The sequence below is a fragment of the Sulfurimonas sp. genome, assembly GCF_026991475.1.
Taxonomy (GTDB): domain Bacteria; phylum Campylobacterota; class Campylobacteria; order Campylobacterales; family Sulfurimonadaceae; genus Sulfurimonas.
Genome location: NZ_JALXBK010000013.1, coordinates 1 through 19,481, shown reverse-complemented (window position 1 = coordinate 19,481; position 19,481 = coordinate 1). Strand labels below are relative to the sequence as shown.

Below are 19,481 nucleotides of genomic sequence, written 5' to 3'. Positions count from 1 at the left end.
ATGATAACAAAAACAAGAACAACAAAAGAGACAGATATAACAGTTTCACTTAAATTAGATGGAACGGGTAAAAGCAATATAGATACTGGTGTGGGATTTTTAGATCATATGCTTGAGAGTTTTACCAAGCACTCTCTAATGGATTTGAATGTACTTTGTAAGGGTGATACTCATATTGATGATCATCACAGTGTTGAAGATGTTGGAATTGTTATAGGCTCTCTTTTAGCGCAAGCGATTTACCCTGTAAAAAATATGGAACGCTTTGGAAGTGCAAATATCGTAATGGATGAAGCCTGCGTTTCATGTGATTTAGATTTAAGCAACCGTCCATTTTTGGTTTATGAACTTAATGTAGATGGAAAAGTAGGGCAGTTTGACAGTGAACTTGTAGAGGAGTTTTTTAGAGCTTTAGCGCTTAATGCAAAAATTAGTATGCACATCATAGGGCAGCGCGGAAAAAACAGACATCACATTATAGAAGCTGCGTTTAAGTCAGTGGCAGTTGCCATTAGACGTGCAACTGCTGCAAATGAAAGAGTGGGAATTCCAAGCACAAAAGATGTACTATGATAAAGCTTTTAGTTTTAGATGTTGATGGATGTTTAACGGATGGTTCACTTTTTTACTCTGCTGAGTGGATAGAGAGTAAAGCTTTTAATGTTAAAGATGGTCTTGGTATTGCCACATGGATTAAAATGGGAAATCATGTTGCCATTATTACAGGTCGCAAATCTAAAATTGTACAAAAGCGTGCTGAAGAACTTGGCGTGCAACATCTGTACCAAGGAATCAATGATAAACAGAGCGTTTTAAAAGAGATTGTGGAAAAACTGGACATTGATTTCGATGAAGTTGCTGTAATAGGTGATGATCTTAATGACTTTAATATGCTGCGTTTAGCAGGAAAAAGTTTTACTCCAAACAACGGAGTAAGTGAAATAAAAGAGATAGTAGATACCGTGCTTAAAAAAAATGGAGGGGAAGGTGCAGTGCGCGAAATGATAGATCTTATAGTAGATGACAATTCGCAAAGAGACCTGTTTCTTTCTGTTTGGATATAAGGGGTAGATTATTAATATCAATATATTTTTAACCTTTGTTTTTAGTGGTCTTTTAATGATTTTTCTCTTTTTTAAACCTCTGAAATTAAAAGAGCAACATTTTGTGGATGTACCACAACTTGAGTTGAAAAACTTTACTATGTATGAGTTTACACCTTTTGGATTGCAAACATATATGCTTGGTTCAAGTGGCACAAAATATGATGATAGGTTTATAGTTAAAGATATTGACTATACCGATAAATCTCCAAAGTACATAGCAAATATGCAAGCACAAAAGGGAATATATAAAAATGATATAGTGACTTTGGAAGGTAATGTTATTTATAGTAGAGATAATGGTTTTCAATTTTCTACACAAAAACTTGTATATAATAAAAAAACTTCCCAAGCCGTTAGTAATGTTGGATATACTGCCAATATTGGAAAAAATGTAGTAAAGGGAAGTTATATCAAATATAATAACAATCTTAATAGGGTTTACTCAAAAGATATAGATGCAATTTACCAATTACAAGAGGGAAAATAATGATAATAAAATATGTTTTACTAATAATGATGTTTTTACAATTGACTGCGTTTGCACAAGAGTTGAAAATAAAAGCAAATAGTTTTAGTGCAGATGAGCAAAAAGGCTTGTCTGTCTTTAGTGGTCATGTGCGAATGAAAAAAGGTAATGATGAGCTTAATGCCTCAAAAGTTACCATATATACCAACAAGAAAAATCAACCTACAAAATTTGTAGCTGTTGGTGCTGTCTCTTTTAAAATAGAGACGAAAAAAGGTGCAAAATATGAGGGAAAAGCAAACAGAGTTGTTTATGTGCCAAAAGAAAAAGAGTATTATTTTTATGGAAATGTAAATCTTAAGCAAGTGAATGAGAAAAAAGAGATTATTGGTGATGAAGTGACACTTGCACTTGATAGTGGCAAAGCATCTGCAAAAGGTGTGAAAACTGAACCTGTTATTATGATATTTGATATAAAAGACAATAAGGAATAGATGATGGTAGAAATAGTAGATGCAAAGTTCATTACTTCAGCTCCCAATGTAAACGCAGCGCCTGAGGGTGAAGAACAAAATGAAGTGGCTTTTATGGCACGCTCAAATGTGGGAAAAAGTTCACTCTTAAATGCGCTTACAAATCATAAAGGACTTGCAAAGGTCTCTTCAACTCCTGGAAAAACAAAGCTAATCAACTACTTTGATGTTACTTTTATAGATAGAGATACATCACAGAAACTTATAGCTAAATTTGTTGACCTTCCTGGTTTTGGATATGCAAAAGTTGCAAAATCTATGAAACATGAATGGGAGAAAAATCTTACTGATTATATTTCAAAAAGAGATGAAATTAAAATATTTATTCATCTTATTGATTGTCGTCATCCTCATTTAGATATAGATACACAAGTGAGTGATTTTTTACTCCATAATATAAAAGAGAACCAGTATATTATTCAAATATTTACAAAAATAGATAAACTTAACCAGAAAGAACAAAATGCACTGAGACGTGAATTTCCAAATGCTCTGATGGTCTCAAGCTCTAAAAAAAGAGGAATGAATAAAATAGTCAAAGTGATTTATGATATTTTAAAAGAGAAAGAAGATGCAAATTAAATTTTTAAAACCAAAGTTAAGTAATATAGAAGAGATGCAAGAGCTTATATATCCTGAAGTTGAAAACGGCGTTATACTTGAGAGAAACAGTGATGAAGTTGCAACCAATATACGCTCATATACATTAGCTTATGTTGGTGCTGAATTAGTAGGTTTTGCAGCTTTACACATTCACACTATAGAGCTGGGGGAGATACGCTCGCTCATTATAAAAGATGGATTTAGAGGGCAAAAGATAGGAGAAAAACTGGTAAATCATACTTTGAAAGAGGGTGAAGAGTTAGGTCTTAAAAGAGTTCTTAGTTTAACCTACAAGCAGTCGTTTTTTGAGCGTCTCGGTTTTGTAGAAATTCCAAAAGAGTCACTTCCTGAACATAAAATTTGGGCAGACTGTATAAAATGTAAACACTTTCCCATATGCAACGAAGTATCACTAATCAAAGAGTTGTAAAATCATTTGGCTATGTAGCACTCTATGTGTTATATAGTTCTTTGAGTAGTATCTACCCTTTTTTACCACCTCTTCTTGGCGTTTTATTTGTTCTTTTTATTCGAGCTTTAGAGAGAGAAGATGTTTTGTATTTACTTCTTATCTCATTTGCACTTCTTGTTTTTGAAGCAAATCACGGATATATATTTTTTAGTAGTATCTTTTACTTTTATATCGCCGCAAAATTTTTACTCCCTAAAATAGAACAGAGTTTCAACTGCTACTCTTGCATACGAATCATGTATGTGACTATGGCATATGTAGGGTATTACCTCTTTTTAATGTTACTCTCTAAAATATTTTTACTCCCTGCAGAGCATATAAATTACTATATAGTTTACTATATAGTAATTGAGTTCTTCTTAGTGAGCTTAATATGAAAATAAAATTCATTATTTTACTCTTTGCTTCTATCTGGATGGCGCTTATTGTAAGGGTTTTTTTACTTGCTGTAGAGTCCAATGACTACTATAAAACACTCTCTCAAAACAACACAATAAAGCATGAAAAAATAGCACCAATTCGTGGTGAAATTGTAGATATCCAAAATCGTCCTATTGCCATCAATAAACTTGGATTTAAAATAGAGTTAGCACCACATTTGCTTTTAAAGAAAAATAGAAAAAAGTTTGAAAATACCATTTCATTTTTACATAAAACTCTACCATCTTTAAATATCAAAGATATTATTAAAGCATACAAAAAAAAGGACTCTTTTTATAATCATGAATTTATTAAAGTTGTAGAGTATATTCCCTACAAAGAGATTATGCCTGTATATACGCAGCTAAATTTACGAAAAAATATTAAAGTTGAGTCTGCTCCAAAACGCTACTACCCATACAAAAATATTGCAGCACATATGATAGGATATGTTGCTCGTGCCAATGAAAAAGATATAGCACACGATAGATTTATTGACCTTATTGGCTATACTGGTAAAACTGGAATTGAGAAATACTACAACTCTTATCTGCAAGGAACACCTGGGGAAAAAGAGATACAAGTTAATGCAAACAATCGAGAAGTAGCAGAACTTAGTTATAAAGCACCTAGTGAGAACAAGAGACTAAAACTTACAATTGACATAGAACTGCAGAAATATATTACAAAACTTTTTAAAGGCTTAGTTGGTGCAGTGGTTGTCATGGACACACATGGAGCAATTCTTACTGCAGCAAGTTTTCCAAATTATGACCTAAATATGTTTGTATCAGGAATGTCTTACAAGATGTATAATTCTATGGCTTCAAGTCTTGACCATCCATTTACAAATAAACTTATACATGGTCTTTATCCTCCAGGTTCATCTATTAAACCCTCTTTAGGTTTAGTTTATCTTGTAAATGGCATACACTCCAGTGATAAAGTCTACTGTTCTGGTTCTATTCCTCTTGGAAAAAGAATATTTAGATGTTGGAAAAAACATGGACATAAAGAGACAAATATGGTCAAAGCTATACGGGAGAGTTGTGATGTCTATTTTTATGAAGGTAGTTTAAAGGTTGGTATAAAAAAGATGAGTAAGGGATTGTTACGCTATAACCTTGGTCATAAAACGGGTATTGATTTGCCAAATGAATTTATAGGTGTTGTACCCTCAAGAGCATGGAAGAGAAAAAAGTATAATCAATCATGGAACAAAGGTGAAACATTAAACACTTCCATTGGTCAAGGATATTTTCTGGTTACACCTCTTCAAATTGCACAGCAAACTGCACTGATTGCCACGGGAAGATTACCAACGCCGCATCTTGCTTATATGATTGGGAACAAGCCATATAAAGAGATTAGTAGAGATGTTCTTACACCAAGAGAAAAAGCAAGGTTACCAATTATACGCCGAGGAATGTATGAAGTCTGTAATGCGCCACATGGGACAGCAGTACACCATGTAAATTCTAAAATAACAATAGCAGGAAAAACAGGTACAGCACAAGTTGTTGGAATTAAACAAGATATTAAAAAGAGAAAGTTAGAACATGAGCTCTCTTATTATAGGCGTTCGCATGCTTGGTTTACAACATATGGTCCTTATCGACATCCTCAATACATTGTAACAGCAATGGTAGAACATGGTGGACATGGTGGTTCAGCAGCAGGTGCCATTGTCTCTAAAATATATGACAAGCTCTTAGAGCTTGGATATATTAAAAAGAGATAGACTTTTAATTGAAAGAATTTTTTACAAAAAGCACTAAAAGAGTAAGTAAAAAGATACCACCAGCTTTGTTGTAAAGTTTGTTTGCAAGGATAAAAAGAAGTGTAACAGAGACGGCAACTAAAATGATTATATCAAATCTTGCGGCAGCTAAATCTACAGTAAGTGGTCGAATAAGTGCAGAACCACCTAAAACCATAGAAAAATTTGCTACATTTGAGCCGATGATATTTCCTATACTCATCTCTGCATTCCCTTTTCTTACAGCAGCAATAGAGACAACTAACTCTGGCAGTGAAGTACCTAATGAAATAAGGAATAGACCAATAATCCACTCGCTAACACCTAAGTGTCTTGCAATATGTGTACCACTTTCAACGACAAAGTTTGCACCACCAATTGTAAGTGCAAATCCTATACCAAGGAGTAAAATAGCTCTCCCCCATTGAAATTTTTCTTTTTCCAAATCTTCATCAAGTTCACCCTCAAGCTCATCTTTATTACTTGTAAATAAAAAGAATAGATAAGAGACCATCATAAGTAAAAAAAGAAAACCATCTGCTCTACTAATGACACCATCTTGAATCATAACCAAAAAGACAACAACGGGGACAATAACCCAAGCACTATCTTTTGAAAATAGATCTCTATCTGGCATCATTGATTTTGCAATCATAAATACTATGCCTAAAACTAATGCAGTATTAAAAATAATACTACCAATAACATTGGCAACAGCCATATCCACTTTACCTTCTGACGCGGCCATCATAGAGGCTGCCATCTCAGGAAGGGATGTTCCAAACGCAACGAGCGTCGCACCTATGACAAAGTGCGAAATGTTAAAATGAAGAGCAATACGCTCCGACTCTTTTATAATAAAATCTGCACCATATATAAGCGCACCCATAGCAACTATAAAAATCATATAATCCATATATTATTTACCTTCTGTTCGTACTATTAAACTTTTTGGAAGTTCAAATTTATTTATAAGTTCTTCCTCTTTTGCTCTCATTTCTCCATTGTCTACTTCATGGTCATAACCAAGTAAATGGAGCAGACCATGAATAAAGAGTAAACTAAATTCATCGTTTTGAGAGTGAGAAAACTCTTCTGCTTTTTGTTGTACAAAATCAATAGCGATAACAATGCTTCCAAGTGGAGCCATTGGCATCTCTTCATAGGGAAAACTTAAAACATCAGTTGCTTTGTCAACATTGCGATACTCTTTGTTTATCTCTTGAATCACTGCGTTTGTTGTCACAACAAGTTCAATATCTTTGTCTGTAAGTGTTTGTGAAACCTTTTGTAGAAAAGTTTCATCTATATTAAATGAGGTTTGGTTGTCAATATCTATCATAAGTGAAATTATATCAAATGGGGGCTTAGAGTTTATGGAGTGAAGTTATAAAAACTTCACATCTATCCAGTAATATTTAAATTACCACCAACACCGGTTTTTTGTGCTGTTACTTCTTTTGACTGCTCTTGCGAACTTTCTAAGAGCTGTTGTATCTGTTTTTCTTGTACATCTTGCGCTTTTTTCATAACATCTACCTGTACACTAGCAGACCCTGTTGAAGATGATACTTCCATAATCGCTCCTTTTTTCTTGTGTTAGAACCATTCTATAACTCTTTTGTTTTAAAAAAGATTAAAAAAATTCTATATATGTTAAAATAGCACTATGAAACAAGAAATAAATATGAGAAAAAAAGCAGTTTGTATTATGAGTGGGGGGATGGATTCCACCCTGAGCGCTTACATGATGAGAGATGCAGGATATGAAATAATCGCAGTACATTTTAATTATGAACAAAATACTCAAAAAAAAGAGTTGGAGTGTTTTCATAATATTACAAAAGCACTTGATGTTACAAATAAGTATGTATTAAATTTGGATTTTTTTAAACAGCTGGGTGCTTCTGCACTTACTGATAGCTCTATTGATGTGCCTACTGGTGGAGTAGAAGAGGGTGTGCCTGTTACCTATGTTCCTTTTAGAAATGGTATTTTTTTATCTATGGCAGCTGCCATTGCAGAAAAAGAGGGTGCATCGGTTTTAAGTATAGGCGTGGTTGAAGAAGACAGCAGTGGCTACCCTGATTGTCGTGAAGAGTATATAAATGCAATGCAAAAGGCCATTAACCTTGGTACAAAAGATGAAACAAAAATTGAAATAAAGATGCCTTTAGTCCACCTGAAAAAATCTCAAATTGTAAAAGAATCCCTTAAACGCAGCGTTCCTCTTGAGCTTACTTGGAGTTGTTATAAAAATGAGCAGGGAGCTTGTGGCGTATGTGATAGCTGCCGACTGCGTTTAAATGGTTTTAAAGAAGCAGGAGTAAGTGACCCAATAGCGTATGAATAAATTTTTAGAGTTTCAAGGCATTTGTGTAGAGTTGATTTATGCTCCAAAATTAAAACATAGTTATTTGCGTGTAAATGCAGACTCTACTTTGAGTGTTAAAACACCTATAAAATCCACAAAATTTGTTTATAAATTTTTAGATGATAAAAGTGATTGGATAAAAAAGCAACTTCTTAAAAACCAAAAAAATGCACCACTGAAAGTAACATTACAAGATGAAGTTTTACTTTTTGGTGAAATCTATAGTATTGATTCTCAAGAGGTCACTTCGCTTCGTAAACAATTACTAAAATTAGATACGACTGACTCTCTAAAAATTTCTAAGGCTTACGACATATTTTATAAACACTGCGCAGAAGAGTATTTGACAAAGAGAGTAGAATATTTTAGTGCTATGATGCGTTTGGATTACAGAGCTTTAAAATTTAGAAAAATGAAAAGTAGATGGGGGAGTTGTAACTCAAAAAAGGAGATAACGCTCAACACACAACTAATGAAAGTTCAAAAAGAGCTTATTGATTATGTGGTAGTGCATGAGTTGTCTCATCTTGTACATATGAACCACTCTAAAGAGTTTCACTTTTTTGTTGATAGTTACCTTGCAAACTCTAAAAATTTACGAAAAAAGTTAAGAGAGATTCATCTACTTCCTTAGATACTCTAGTTTGTATTTACTTGAAGGAGACCAAAGCATCCAACCATCTGTTCCTATATCTTCTGTAGCTCGTATTTGTGCTTGAATTTCTACTTTTTTATAGGCTTTATGTTGTGAAGTATAATCACGAAATCCCTGCAACCAAGGGCGTACTCTAGCACTTGGAATTCTATCTTGAATCTTTTTTATACTTCTGTAAACAACATCATAAGGATGTAAAGATGGATGTTTAAAATAAAAAGAACCACTTGAAAAACCTGATGGATAGAGCATCGGACATAGGTAATCTGCATGTTTTGCAAGAGAAGTAACTGTTTGTCCTATTCCATTATCATCTTTTCCCCAGCAGATGTTTCCGTAAGTATCAACTGAAATAAAAACACCATATTTACGTAATCTTTTTTTTGCTTCATCCAAAAATGCCTCTATGGCTTTTACTCGTTTTGTTTGTATACATTGCTGTGAATATTTAAGTCCCAATTTTGCAGGAAAACGAATATAGTCAAAATTTATTTCATCATAACCTGCTTTTGCGGCCTCCTCAGCTATAGAAATAGTATAATCACGAGAACGCTTATCAAATGGATCAACCCATGCCATATTGTCATGATTTCGCCAAATGGTATTATTTACATCTTTTTTAATTGCATACTCTGGATTATGTGATACTTGTATTTCATCTTTAAAAGTCACAATTCTGGCAATAGTATAAATATGGTGTGCTTTCATCGTTCTAATAAACTTTTGAATATTCCTATTTGTACGATTTTTTTGTGCTCCATAACTATTTGCCTGTTTAAAGTTAGTTAAAAAAGAGGTTGACCCATACTCGTTTTTTACATCAACTACAACTGCGTTTACCTCTGTATTATCAGCAATGTTTAAAATCTTTTTCAAAGTTCCTGAGTTGTTACTCGCTCCCCAAAATGTTAGATAAAGTGCTTTTACTTTTATAGGTTCAAGTGCTATCATACTCGTATTCAAATCACTGTTAAAAGAGAGAGGCCTGTAGCCGTAGGCTTTTACATGGTACAAGGTTTCATTAGAATCTATAAAAAACAGACCATTCTTATCACTTTTTGTTGTGATTTTTGAATCACTAATAGTTGCGTTTGCAATAGGCAATGCACTTTTGTTGTCAATGAGATAGCCTCTAAATGAAGCTAAAAGCAGGGTAGGGAAAATAGCGCTTAAAAGTAATAGTTTTTTCAAAAAGTGTCTTTTTAATATTTTCTGAAATACTACTACTTTAAAGCAAACAGAGAAGCTAATACTATCTAATATTTAAAAAATATCTTAGGCTTACATCACTCCACTCTTTAGAAAGAGTAAGATATGAAGCTATAGATTTATATACATCTGCAAAATCATCATTTTTAGCACTTAAATCACGGACGACTTCTATAAGTGCCTTTTTTCCAGCTGCTGTAACATCATCAGGAAATTGTGTAAGTGTTACATTTAATTTTTTTAGTTTTTGTAGTGCTTGAATATTTTCTGCATGAAATTCTGTAGCCATATTTGCATTAAGTTCACTACTTGCAACTTCTATCATAGACTGATGTTCAAAGGCAAGTTTATTCCAGAGATGTTTGTTAAAGGTAAGCTCTAAAACAGAACCTGGTTCATGCCAACCTGAGTAGTAGTAAGGGGCAACTTTGTAAAATCCCATTTTAATGTCAAGTGCAGGTCCAACCCATTCTGTGGCATCAATAACACCGCGTTCAAGTGAAGTGTAAATTTCTCCAGCAGGAAGCAAAATAGGGTTGACACCCATTCGGGAAAAAACTTCACCTCCAAGCCCTGGGATACGCATCTTTAGACCCTGCATATCAGCTAAAGAGTGAATAGGTTTTCTAAACCATCCACCCATTTGAATATTTGTATTGCCACCTAAAAATGGGTGAAGATTATATTTTGCATATTGCTCTCGCCATAAATCCATACCGCCACCAAAAAGCATCCATGAATTGATCTCTTCGGCAGTAAAACCAAAAGGCATACCACTAAAGAGTGCAAATGCGGAGTTTTTTCCTTTCCAATAGTATGGACCAGAGTGAAAAGCATCTATTTGTCCACTAGAGCAGGCATCAAAAACGGCAAGAGCTGGAACCAAAACATTTTTAGGATAAATCTTTATCTGCAAAGAACCACCACTAATATCCTCTACCCGTTTAGCAAATTTTTCTACTCCTGTTCCCATTATAGGAAAGTGTGCAGGCCAACTTGTAGCAAGTTTAATAACGGTTTTTTTATTTTTATTGATATTTATATGTTTTGTGGCATCATGTTTTTTTGGATGTTTTGAATAGTCAATGGCAACATGATTACTCTCATTACAGCCATTAAGAGCAATGGCTGCGGAAGTAAGTGTTGCTGTACTTAAAAAATCTCTACGATTCATTTATAAATCCTTGTGTTTTAAAAATCTAAAGTTAACTGTGTTTGTCGTATTAGCGGTTTGTCAAGTATTGACTTATCTACTCCTGCTACAAGTGCAAAATGAAAAATATTTGTTTTAAGCACTTTTTTTATCTCTTCTTTTGAATGGTAGAAAAATATATCTGCTGTTTCAAGCAGTTCTTTTGAGAGGGTATTCTTAACTGCGTTTGGAATAATATAGATACTTTTCGCCCAAGTAGAGTGCTTATGTAAAAAAAGAATTTCATCTTCAATCAAAGAGGAATTTTTTTCAAAAATAAGGACTTTATCACTTGTACCAAACTCTTTTATCTCAAAATTTTTATTTGTAAAAACTGCTTCAAAATGCTCAATAGGTGTAAACTTTCTTAATCTAAAATTTATTTTTAATTTCTTAAAAAGCCATAATAGACGCTCTAAGTAAGGCATAAAAAATGGAGAAATAAGTTGCCTTTCGTAAAAAATATCGTCATAAATAAAGGATGTCTCAAAAAGAGTCTGCTCTATTATATTTATACTACTATGAGAATTTTTTGGCATCTCTTTTATTTTTGTAAAAATATCTGGTGTAGTAAGAGTAGGGCTAAAAAGAACTGTACAGTGTTCTTCAATATGGGCTAAACTTTTAAATACTGATTTAATATCACCTCTAAGAGCAATAAAAGTAGGTTCACTTACAACTTGCAATGCAAGTTTAAGTACAATCTCATCACACGAGTAGACAGTTATCTCTTTATTTAAAAGTTCAAAACGCAGCAAACGAACAAGTGCATCTTCTATATTTTGTACTTTTATCCATGCAATTTCACTATCTGTAATTTGTGTAGGTTTATCAAATATAACACCATAAGCACCATTAAATATGGCTTCTTCTATAGTTTCTTCTTCAAAAGCAATAAAAAGATCTCCTCTTCGTACTGCTTTAGCTTCTAAAATAATATTTGTAAAATTATTGATAAATGGAGAGTTTATAAGCTCTCCATTTATAAGTGCTACTGTATTTTCAAGTCTCATCCAACAGGTGTGCCTGCCTTTTTTGGTTTTTCAGGTCTTATTAAACACAGACCATCTTCATCTTTAGCAGCAAGAAGCATTCCTGCACTCATCATACCCATAAGTTTTGCTGGTTTAAGGTTTGCGACTACACATACCTGTGTGCCTATCAAATCTTGAGGAGAGTAGAACTCTTTTATACCTGCAACAACTTGACGGTTTGACTCTTCGCCAAGGTCTATTTGGAGTTTAAGAAGTTTTTTACTTTTTGGTACCTCTTCAGCTTCTACCACTGTTCCTACTTTCAGTGAAGTTTCAAAAAATTGCCCAATTTCTATAAGATTATCATCTTCTTGTGCTACTGGTTTACTCTTTTTTTCTTCTTTAACTATAGGAGTAGGTTCTGCTTTTGGTGCTTCTTGCATTAAAGGCTCTTCTACTCGAGGAAAAAGTGGCGGCACTTTTTTGATATTAAATACTTTTAAAAGTTTTTTATCAACTACAAGCTCTTTATAACTCTCTGTATTTATCTCAAACGCAAGAGCATCCGCAATTGTATTTGTAGTTTTTGGCATAACAGGATGCAGCATAACAGCAGCTTTAGCTAAAATATTTGCAACCACCGCAACAGTAGCAAGTGCTTCATCTTTTTGTCCATTTTTCATTTTTACCCAAGGTTCAGATTCTTGAATAACACCATTTCCAATTGCAAAAAGTTTCCACAACTCTTCAAGGTATCTATGTGGTTGGAGTTTTTCTAAAAAAGAGTCCAAAGAATCAAGCACAGCGTTCATAGCTTCAAGCTCTTTTGAGTGGTACTTTACAACATCAACACTATCAATTTCAAAGTCACTATATTTTCCACTCATACCAATAATACGGTTGAGTAAGTTTCCAAGATCATTTGAGAGTTCCGAATTTATACGGTCAATAAATGCGCGCTGTGAAAAATCTCCATCTTGTCCAAAAGGAACTTCTCTAAGCATAAAATAGCGTAAATTTTCAGCACCATAAGCATCAGCAACCTCTTTAGGAGAGACTACATTGCCTTTTGATTTACTCATCTTTTCACCATCACGAGTCCACCAACCATGCGCACCAATATGTTTAGGAAGTGGCAAATCAAGACTCATTAAAAATGCAGGCCAGTAGATAGCATGAAAACGTAGAATATCTTTTCCAACAAAATGAATATCAGCAGGCCAATAGTTCATATTTGCTTCATCTCCACCATATCCGAGTGCTGTAATATAGTTAAGCAGAGCATCAAGCCAGACATACATTACATGTTTATCATCATTTAAAGATGAAGGCATTTTTACACCCCAACTAAAAGATGTACGAGTAACAGAGAGGTCACGAAGCCCACCTTTTACGAAGTTAATCACTTCATTTGCACGAGAACGAGGCATAATAAAATCTTCATGCTCGGCATAGTATTTAAGTAATTTGTCTTCATAATTTGAGAGTCTAAAGAAATAGCTCTCCTCTTTTACAATATTTGTACTACGACCACAATCAGGGCAAAATTCACCATCAACAAGCTGTGTTTCAGGAAAAAAAGTTTCACAACTTACGCAGTAGTGACCCTCATAAAAATCTTTGTAAATATCACCTTTTTCATACATCACTTCAAATGCTTTTTGAACACCACGCATATGGTCTTCATCTGTTGTACGGATAAATTTATCATAACTAATGTCAAATTCATCCCAAAGATTTTTAAAAGTAGCACTTATTTCATCTGCAAACTGTTGTGTCGGTTTATTGTTTTTTGCTGCAGACTCTTCTATTTTTTGACCATGCTCATCTGTACCTGTTAAGAAGAATGTATCTTCACCTTTTAGTCTCTCATATCTAGCCAAAGTATCGGCTATAAAAGTAGTGTAAGCATGCCCAATATGAGCCTCTCCATTTACATAGTATATAGGTGTAGTTATATATTTACTCAATTTTTTATCCTGTAATTAAAATTCAAATCCGCCGGTGTCGCCTTTTGACATACTATTATATACGGCTTTAATATATTCATCTCTTAAGTCACATTGCAAAAAAAGTTCACACTCACTGCAACTGTTGAGATTTTTTTCTTCTTGACAAGTTTGTATTTTGATAATCATCTCATCAAGATATATTTCAAACTTATCTTTTGGTTTGTTATGCATTTTTTGCATAAACCTCTTTTACTCTTGTTGTTTCATATTTTGAACCAAAAAAGCATGGTGAAGTGTCATGAACATGTGCATATCCTAAAGACATTAAATCTTCATGCCCATTAGTAGCTTCGCCACCAGCTATTTTATATACAAACGCAAAAGGAAAAACTTCAAAAAGACGGCGTAATTTACCATTTGGTTTGTCACTTGTAGCAGGGTAACTAAAGAGTCCACCGCCCTTGAGAAGAATTTGATGTAAATCTGGAACCATTCCTCCAGAGTAACGCAGACGATAACCCTCTTTAAAAAAGCCGTCTATCATCTCTTTGTGGTAACTTTCCCAATTTTGCTGGGTACCACCTGGAGCCATAAGTTTGCCTTTTTCATTAAGACGAATCTCTTTTACAAACTCAAATTCACCTGCTTGAAGAAGATAAAGTTTTGTTTTGTTTTGTGCAAAAACCATCTCAACACGAGGTCCATAAACAACATAACAAGCAGCGACCATATTTTCAGCACCAAAACCACCATCATAAATACCAAAAATAGAACCGACACTTAAGTTTACATCTATTAAAGATGAACCATCAAGAGGATCATATGCAATGAAATATTGCCCATCACTATGAAGTGTCTCGGCATGCTCTTTCTCTTCACTTGCAATAGTATTTATACAAGCAACTCTCGAGAACTCCTCTTCAATTATCATATCACACTTAATGTCTAACTCTAGCTGCGTTTCACCTGAAGCATTCTCTTTTTGAGAGTAACCAACATCTTTTGTGTCTATTACATCTTTAATTCTTTTTGCACTTTTTTGTATTGCGTCAAATATATCATCCATTATCGTATCCTTTTTTAAATTTTTTTCGCGTTTTTAAATATCCAAGATATAACTTCATCTACAGAGTTTAAATCTAATACACTTACTTCATCTGGAATTTTATACTCATCTAAGTTTACAGAGTTATCTACAGCTAAAGCATTCATATATGGAAAGTAATCTTTATCTATTGTATCTCTAAAAATACTAATTCGCGGTAGAGGTAGATTTTTCAACCCCTCAACAAGTAGAACATCAAACTTATCAAACAGTCTTATCATTTCATCAAGTTCACAATGTTTTTGTGAAAAGTAAGTTGTACGGTTTGGAGATGTAACGATAACCTCTGCACCAGTATCACTAAACTTATAACTATCTTTTCCTTCAACATCAAAGCGGGCTTTATCTTTTGGGTCATGCTTTATTATGGCGACTTCTAATTTATGCTCATGAATGAGTTTTCTAGCCACCTTTAAAATCAAGGTAGTTTTACCACTATTAGAAGGTCCGGTAAATGCAACAGCTAATCTTTTATTCAATATACAACTTTTATTTAATTTTATCTTATTATACAAAAGAAGAGTTTAATTAAGATATAATTCTCACAAAAACAGGGTATAAAATGAAAATTTACATCATGCTTTTACTATCAATCATCTCATTTAGTGCTTGTGCTAACAAAAATGCTTTTGATGACTTCAATATTACAAAAAAGCAAGCACTAAGTGTAGAGCAAATTCAAAGTTCAAAAATGAAAAATGCAAACAGTGTAACGGGAATTGTTACTGCTCTTTATTTGAATAATGTTGATAAAAAAGAGTTCCATGGAGATGAATATTTTTATGTATCTCTATTTATACAGGGTTCAAAGAGTGAAGATATTCAATTTTTACTTAATTCAAAAAAACCTCTTCAAGTAAAAACACTTACAAATACAAATAGGTTTACAAAATTAACATCCCTAAACGCAGCGTGGCTAAAATACTATTTAGTGACATTTAATAAAGTAGAAGGTAACTTGAAACTGCAGATTAAAGATAACAACAATAGCTCAAGGCTACTGTTATTTAAAAATTTAGAGCTTATAAAGTAGAGTAGACAATATAACTACAATAACTTGCAGTCCAATAATAATAATAAGTGGTGCAAAATCCAAGCCACTCATATCTGTTCTCATAAATCTTCGCACAAAACTATATGCTGGATTAGTTACTCTATAGAGGAACTGGACAATGGGATTGTAGGGATCTGGGTTTACAAAGCTTAAAAGCGCTGTAATAATAATCACCCAAATATAAACATTAATTAAAGTGATAAAAATACCACCAATACCTTGTATGATTTCTATAATTGCACTCATTTTATAATTTCTCCTAAGTAGTTTTTCAAATATTTATATATTTTAGATAAATCTGAATCATCTTCTGCGTTTGTAAGTAAAATGCTTAAAGGTTTCAGAAAATCCTCCTCTTGTAATCCAGTATCATTCATAAGATACTTTTTAAACTCATCATACTCTTCAAAGTAGGGTGCTTTTTTAATACTCTCTTTTATAGTGAGAATTTGTTTGGAAAATTCTTGAGGAATCTCTTTTTGTTCAAAAATAGGAGCTATTTTTGTCTTCAATTCTTTTGTTGTATAGACATTTTGGAGATAAATTTTTGCCAACTCTCCAATATCTGCATCAGCAAAACCAACATAGCGAGAAAGTTCCTTTGCATCCATCATTTTCAGATGTTCTTGATTTATATGTTTTAGCATCTCAATATCAAAGTGAGCAGGAGAGTCTGAAACACTCTCTAGTGACCACTCTTTGGCTTCATTAAGCTTAAATATCTCTTTCGGTGTCTTAATTGTAATTGATATTATATAATTTGAAATAGCTTCTGGTAAATATCCCTCTTCTAAAAGCTGTTTTACGCTTATTGCTTTTTCGTTTTCAATGGCAGGAAGATATATATACTTTATCTCTTTGTCATAACCAAGAGCATCTCTTACATGAATCTGTTTTGCTGTATCATTTAGGTGTTTCTTTTGAGAAACAATCGCAGAGATGTCACTGAGCATATCATCAACTGCCGCAGCAAAATTTGCCGTAGGTGTTTTATCTTTATTCATTATAATAAAACTATCAACACTATCAGGCTCAACATTTATTATTGGCTTATCTGGTCTTGCAATTCGCACTGTAAAGGGAGCTGTATTGTCAATGACAAGTTCTGCAGGCAAATTACGACAAGCATCATCATAGTGATATGCTTCATTTTTCTCTTTTGCCTCTTCTCTCTTTTTATCTAACCAATCATCAGAACAAAAACATGAAAATGCTTTTTTCTTATGGAGTAAATCAAGTGCCATGGCAGAGTGAAAACGGACATTTTGGCTCTGATAGAGAGCTTGAGAATACTCTATGCCAAAAAGAGCTAATAAACCCAATGTCTCCTGTTCCTTTGATTCTACAAGATTTTCTTTATCTATATTGTCAATACGGACAATAAAATCTTCATTTTTTTGTTTTGATAAGATATAGTTAAAAAGAGCAACTCGCAACTCTTCTATATTCATATCATCAGTAGGGCTAAACGCAAATCGTAGCATTAAAATTCCTAAATATTTTTTTGTAATTTTAACAAAATTTTGATTAATTATAAGCTCTCATTTGTTAAAATACAGCTCTTAAATAAAAGGTATAACAATAATGAGCAAGAAAAAAGATTTTTTACGTATAGTAGTTGAAAATGATTTACAATCAGGTAAATATAAAGAGATAGTTACAAGATTTCCACCTGAACCAAATGGGTTTCCACATATAGGACATGCTAAGTCTATATCTATAAACTTTGGTATAGCTCGTGATTATCATGGTCATTGTAATTTAAGAATGGATGATACAAATCCAACAAAAGAAGATACAAAATATGTTGCAGCGCTTGAAGATGCTGTAAAGTGGCTTGGGTTTGATTGGGGTGAAGATTTGTACTTTACTTCTGATTATTTTTCTCAGATACACGCTTATGCAATTAAACTTATTAAAATGGAAAAAGCCTATGTTGATAGTTTAACAGAAGAGGAGATACGAGAGTATCGTGGAACTGTTACAGAGGTGGGTAAACGCAGTAAATATGCTAATCGCACTGTTGAAGAAAATTTAGACCTTTTTGAGCGTATGAAAAATGGTGAATTCAGCGATGGAGAGCATGTACTTCGTGCTAAAATAGATATGAGTGCAGCAAATATGAAGATGAGAGATCCTCTTTTATATCGTATTAGAAATGTCCATCACTTTAGAGCAGGAGATGAGTGGGCAATATACCCGATGTATGACTTTGCACACTGTCTTTCTGATTACATAGAGGGGGTTTCGCACTCTATTTGTACATTGGAGTTTGAAAATAATCGTGATATTTACAATTGGGTATTAGATACATTAGAACTTAAACCACCTCGTCCTTATCAGTATGAATTTGCACGACTCAACATTAACTACACTGTTATGAGTAAAAGAAAACTTTTAGAGCTAGTTGAAGGCAATTATGTAAATGGATGGGATGACCCTCGTCTCCCTACAATTGCAGGATATAAAAGAAGAGGCTACACTCCCGAGTCTATTTTAACTTTCTGTGATCAAATAGGTATAGCAAAAGCAAACTCTATGGTTGATGTTGCACAGCTTGAATTTTGTATAAGAGATGATTTAAACAAAAAAGTACCTCGTGTTATGTGTGTCCTTGATCCTATCAAAGTTACCATAGAAAATTATGAAGGTTCTGAGGAGATAGATGCTCCATACTACCCACATGATGTACCAAAAGATGGCTCGAGAAAGCTACCTTTTTCAAAAGAGATTTTTATTGAAAGAGATGATTTTGAAGAAAATCCTCCTAAAGGTTACTTCCGTCTTACGCCTAATCAAGCAGTACGATTAAGACATGCTTACATTATTAGTTGTAAAGAGATACTAAAAGATGAAAATGGAAATATTACAGAGATAAAAGCAGAATATTATCCAGACTCTAAAAGTGGTTCTGCTGATACAAGTGGCATCAAAGTAAAAAGTGCAATCCAATGGGTAAGTGCAACAGATGCTAAAGAGGTGCAGATAAGACTTTACGATAGACTCTTTAAAAATGAAATACCAGAAGGTATAGAAGATCTTAATCCAGACTCTCTGAAAATCATCAAAAATGCACTTGTTGAGCCAGCTATTATTCATGAAAAACCTGATGAGAGATTTCAATTTGAGAGAATAGGGTACTTTTATGCAGATCCAGTAGATTATAGTGATGATAAACCTGTTTTTAATCAAATTGTTGGATTAAAAGATTCCTGGGCTAAAAAGACAAAAGCAAAAAAAAGCGAACCAAAACAAAAAAATAAACAAGTGCAGATTGATGGTGAAGTAGAACCAATGAGTAAAGAGGAACAAGCTCTTTTTGATAAATATACAAAAGATTTAAAGCTTAACGCAGAAGTGGCAAATACTCTAGCTCGTGATAAAAAATTATCTGATTTTTTTGAAGAAGCATTTATTGAACATGCCAGTCCTATAAATATTGCAAATATTGTAACAAATGAAGTAGCAAGAGAGTTAAAACAAAAAGAACTAGCAGCTTTAAAATTTAATCCAAAACAGATAGCACAACTTGTTAAAATGATAGATGATGAAACAATATCAACAAAAATTGCAAAAGATGTTTTTGAAACAATGAGTAAAGATGGTG

Annotated in this window: 24 protein-coding genes; 12 read left to right on the top strand and 12 right to left on the bottom strand. The window is 33.4% G+C overall.

The annotated features are described in order from the left end of the window. The 8 genes from hisB to mrdA are packed head-to-tail and all read left to right on the top strand — an operon-like array spanning position 1 to position 5,341. Positions 1-573 (top strand): imidazoleglycerol-phosphate dehydratase HisB, encoded by a 573-nt coding sequence (gene hisB, locus MV589_RS00955; RefSeq protein WP_297431180.1) that lies wholly within the window; start codon positions 1-3, stop codon positions 571-573. Beyond that, positions 570-1,064 (top strand): KdsC family phosphatase, encoded by a 495-nt coding sequence (locus MV589_RS00950; RefSeq protein ID WP_297431178.1) that lies wholly within the window; start codon positions 570-572, stop codon positions 1,062-1,064. Before hisB ends, MV589_RS00950 begins: the two co-directional genes overlap by 4 nt. Before the next feature lie 7 nt (positions 1,065-1,071). Continuing rightward, positions 1,072-1,593, top strand: a complete 522-nt coding sequence (gene lptC, locus MV589_RS00945; protein ID WP_367271548.1) for an LPS export ABC transporter periplasmic protein LptC — start codon at positions 1,072-1,074, stop codon at positions 1,591-1,593. Beyond that, a complete protein-coding gene (lptA, locus tag MV589_RS00940) occupies positions 1,593-2,066 on the top strand; it encodes a lipopolysaccharide transport periplasmic protein LptA (protein WP_297431176.1) in 474 nt (157 codons plus the stop codon). Before lptC ends, lptA begins: the two co-directional genes overlap by 1 nt. A gap of 3 nt (positions 2,067-2,069) precedes the next feature. After that, on the top strand, positions 2,070-2,687 hold the full coding sequence (gene yihA / locus MV589_RS00935) for a ribosome biogenesis GTP-binding protein YihA/YsxC (RefSeq protein ID WP_297431174.1): 618 nt from the start codon (positions 2,070-2,072) through the stop codon (positions 2,685-2,687). Next, a complete protein-coding gene (locus tag MV589_RS00930; RefSeq protein WP_297431172.1) occupies positions 2,677-3,138 on the top strand; it encodes an N-acetyltransferase in 462 nt (153 codons plus the stop codon). Before yihA ends, MV589_RS00930 begins: the two co-directional genes overlap by 11 nt. Further along, positions 3,105-3,557, top strand: coding sequence for a hypothetical protein (locus tag MV589_RS00925; protein WP_297431170.1), 453 nt, complete (start codon positions 3,105-3,107; stop codon positions 3,555-3,557). The genes MV589_RS00930 and MV589_RS00925 overlap by 34 nt, the downstream gene beginning before the upstream one ends. Beyond that, positions 3,554-5,341: a penicillin-binding protein 2 gene (gene mrdA / locus MV589_RS00920; protein ID WP_297431168.1), complete on the top strand. Its 1,788-nt coding sequence runs from the start codon at positions 3,554-3,556 to the stop codon at positions 5,339-5,341. The genes MV589_RS00925 and mrdA overlap by 4 nt, the downstream gene beginning before the upstream one ends. 4 nt (positions 5,342-5,345) lie before the next feature. On the opposite strand, the gene MV589_RS00915 is transcribed toward mrdA, so the two are convergent. From MV589_RS00915 to MV589_RS00905, 3 genes are all read right to left on the bottom strand, one after another. Then, positions 5,346-6,275: a calcium/sodium antiporter gene (locus MV589_RS00915; RefSeq protein WP_297431166.1), complete on the bottom strand. Its 930-nt coding sequence runs from the start codon at positions 6,273-6,275 to the stop codon at positions 5,346-5,348. Positions 6,276-6,278: 3 nt separating this feature from the next. After that, on the bottom strand, positions 6,279-6,701 hold the full coding sequence (gene ybeY / locus MV589_RS00910) for an rRNA maturation RNase YbeY (protein ID WP_297431164.1): 423 nt from the start codon (positions 6,699-6,701) through the stop codon (positions 6,279-6,281). A 62-nt stretch (positions 6,702-6,763) separates the two neighbouring features. Further along, positions 6,764-6,937 carry a putative motility protein gene (locus tag MV589_RS00905; RefSeq protein WP_297431162.1) on the bottom strand — a complete coding sequence of 58 codons (174 nt, stop codon included), beginning with the start codon at positions 6,935-6,937 and terminating at the stop codon, positions 6,764-6,766. A 109-nt stretch (positions 6,938-7,046) separates the two neighbouring features. Here MV589_RS00905 and queC point away from each other — a divergent pair, with 109 nt between their 5' ends. Beyond that, on the top strand, positions 7,047-7,712 hold the full coding sequence (queC, locus tag MV589_RS00900) for a 7-cyano-7-deazaguanine synthase QueC (RefSeq protein WP_297431161.1): 666 nt from the start codon (positions 7,047-7,049) through the stop codon (positions 7,710-7,712). Then, a complete protein-coding gene (locus MV589_RS00895; protein ID WP_297431158.1) occupies positions 7,705-8,367 on the top strand; it encodes a M48 family metallopeptidase in 663 nt (220 codons plus the stop codon). Before queC ends, MV589_RS00895 begins: the two co-directional genes overlap by 8 nt. Here the strand turns inward: MV589_RS00895 and MV589_RS00890 are convergent. From MV589_RS00890 to mobB, 7 genes are all read right to left on the bottom strand, one after another. Beyond that, complete coding sequence (locus tag MV589_RS00890; RefSeq protein ID WP_297431156.1) at positions 8,356-9,579, bottom strand: putative glycoside hydrolase; 1,224 nt, start codon at positions 9,577-9,579, stop codon at positions 8,356-8,358. The genes MV589_RS00895 and MV589_RS00890 overlap by 12 nt on opposite strands. Before the next feature lie 61 nt (positions 9,580-9,640). Further along, the gene (locus MV589_RS00885; protein ID WP_297431154.1) at positions 9,641-10,771 is read right to left on the bottom strand and encodes a TRAP transporter substrate-binding protein; all 1,131 of its coding nucleotides are present in this window, start codon (positions 10,769-10,771) and stop codon (positions 9,641-9,643) included. Between the two features lie 17 nt (positions 10,772-10,788). Further along, positions 10,789-11,802, bottom strand: a complete 1,014-nt coding sequence (locus MV589_RS00880) for a protein kinase family protein (RefSeq protein WP_297431153.1) — start codon at positions 11,800-11,802, stop codon at positions 10,789-10,791. After that, positions 11,799-13,733: a methionine--tRNA ligase gene (metG, locus tag MV589_RS00875; protein ID WP_297431152.1), complete on the bottom strand. Its 1,935-nt coding sequence runs from the start codon at positions 13,731-13,733 to the stop codon at positions 11,799-11,801. Before metG ends, MV589_RS00880 begins: the two co-directional genes overlap by 4 nt. 15 nt (positions 13,734-13,748) lie before the next feature. Further along, positions 13,749-13,955, bottom strand: a complete 207-nt coding sequence (locus tag MV589_RS00870; RefSeq protein WP_297431150.1) for a hypothetical protein — start codon at positions 13,953-13,955, stop codon at positions 13,749-13,751. Then, complete coding sequence (locus MV589_RS00865) at positions 13,939-14,784, bottom strand: class 1 fructose-bisphosphatase (RefSeq protein WP_297431197.1); 846 nt, start codon at positions 14,782-14,784, stop codon at positions 13,939-13,941. Before MV589_RS00865 ends, MV589_RS00870 begins: the two co-directional genes overlap by 17 nt. An 11-nt stretch (positions 14,785-14,795) precedes the next feature. Beyond that, positions 14,796-15,299, bottom strand: a complete 504-nt coding sequence (gene mobB, locus MV589_RS00860; protein WP_297431148.1) for a molybdopterin-guanine dinucleotide biosynthesis protein B — start codon at positions 15,297-15,299, stop codon at positions 14,796-14,798. Between the two features lie 83 nt (positions 15,300-15,382). On the opposite strand from mobB, the gene MV589_RS00855 reads away from it, so the two are divergent. Next, the gene (locus MV589_RS00855) at positions 15,383-15,853 is read left to right on the top strand and encodes a hypothetical protein (protein WP_297431146.1); all 471 of its coding nucleotides are present in this window, start codon (positions 15,383-15,385) and stop codon (positions 15,851-15,853) included. On the opposite strand, the gene MV589_RS00850 is transcribed toward MV589_RS00855, so the two are convergent. Beyond that, a complete protein-coding gene (locus tag MV589_RS00850) occupies positions 15,836-16,120 on the bottom strand; it encodes a YggT family protein (protein WP_297431145.1) in 285 nt (94 codons plus the stop codon). The two genes, MV589_RS00855 and MV589_RS00850, sit on opposite strands and share 18 nt — an antisense overlap. Beyond that, positions 16,117-17,358, bottom strand: coding sequence for a glutamate--tRNA ligase family protein (locus MV589_RS00845; protein WP_297431143.1), 1,242 nt, complete (start codon positions 17,356-17,358; stop codon positions 16,117-16,119). The genes MV589_RS00850 and MV589_RS00845 overlap by 4 nt, the downstream gene beginning before the upstream one ends. A 100-nt stretch (positions 17,359-17,458) precedes the next feature. Here MV589_RS00845 and MV589_RS00840 point away from each other — a divergent pair. After that, on the top strand, positions 17,459-19,481 hold a 2,023-nt coding region (locus tag MV589_RS00840), incomplete at its 3' end, for a glutamine--tRNA ligase/YqeY domain fusion protein (protein ID WP_297431141.1).

What these genes read in the sequence shown, in the direction of transcription:
- hisB (WP_297431180.1), top strand. Translation starts at nt 1, where the DNA reads ATGATAACAAAAACAAGAACAACAAAAGAGACAGATATAACAGTTTCA.
- MV589_RS00950 (WP_297431178.1), top strand. Translation starts at nt 570, where the DNA reads ATGATAAAGCTTTTAGTTTTAGATGTTGATGGATGTTTAACGGATGGT.
- lptA (WP_297431176.1), top strand. Translation starts at nt 1,593, where the DNA reads ATGATAATAAAATATGTTTTACTAATAATGATGTTTTTACAATTGACT.
- yihA (WP_297431174.1), top strand. Translation starts at nt 2,070, where the DNA reads ATGGTAGAAATAGTAGATGCAAAGTTCATTACTTCAGCTCCCAATGTA.
- MV589_RS00930 (WP_297431172.1), top strand. Translation starts at nt 2,677, where the DNA reads ATGCAAATTAAATTTTTAAAACCAAAGTTAAGTAATATAGAAGAGATG.
- MV589_RS00925 (WP_297431170.1), top strand. Translation starts at nt 3,105, where the DNA reads ATGCAACGAAGTATCACTAATCAAAGAGTTGTAAAATCATTTGGCTAT.
- mrdA (WP_297431168.1), top strand. Translation starts at nt 3,554, where the DNA reads ATGAAAATAAAATTCATTATTTTACTCTTTGCTTCTATCTGGATGGCG.
- MV589_RS00915 (WP_297431166.1), bottom strand. Translation starts at nt 6,275, where the DNA reads ATGGATTATATGATTTTTATAGTTGCTATGGGTGCGCTTATATATGGT.
- ybeY (WP_297431164.1), bottom strand. Translation starts at nt 6,701, where the DNA reads ATGATAGATATTGACAACCAAACCTCATTTAATATAGATGAAACTTTT.
- MV589_RS00905 (WP_297431162.1), bottom strand. Translation starts at nt 6,937, where the DNA reads ATGGAAGTATCATCTTCAACAGGGTCTGCTAGTGTACAGGTAGATGTT.
- queC (WP_297431161.1), top strand. Translation starts at nt 7,047, where the DNA reads ATGAGAAAAAAAGCAGTTTGTATTATGAGTGGGGGGATGGATTCCACC.
- MV589_RS00895 (WP_297431158.1), top strand. Translation starts at nt 7,705, where the DNA reads ATGAATAAATTTTTAGAGTTTCAAGGCATTTGTGTAGAGTTGATTTAT.
- MV589_RS00885 (WP_297431154.1), bottom strand. Translation starts at nt 10,771, where the DNA reads ATGAATCGTAGAGATTTTTTAAGTACAGCAACACTTACTTCCGCAGCC.
- MV589_RS00880 (WP_297431153.1), bottom strand. Translation starts at nt 11,802, where the DNA reads ATGAGACTTGAAAATACAGTAGCACTTATAAATGGAGAGCTTATAAAC.
- MV589_RS00870 (WP_297431150.1), bottom strand. Translation starts at nt 13,955, where the DNA reads ATGCAAAAAATGCATAACAAACCAAAAGATAAGTTTGAAATATATCTT.
- MV589_RS00855 (WP_297431146.1), top strand. Translation starts at nt 15,383, where the DNA reads ATGAAAATTTACATCATGCTTTTACTATCAATCATCTCATTTAGTGCT.
- MV589_RS00850 (WP_297431145.1), bottom strand. Translation starts at nt 16,120, where the DNA reads ATGAGTGCAATTATAGAAATCATACAAGGTATTGGTGGTATTTTTATC.
- MV589_RS00845 (WP_297431143.1), bottom strand. Translation starts at nt 17,358, where the DNA reads ATGCTACGATTTGCGTTTAGCCCTACTGATGATATGAATATAGAAGAG.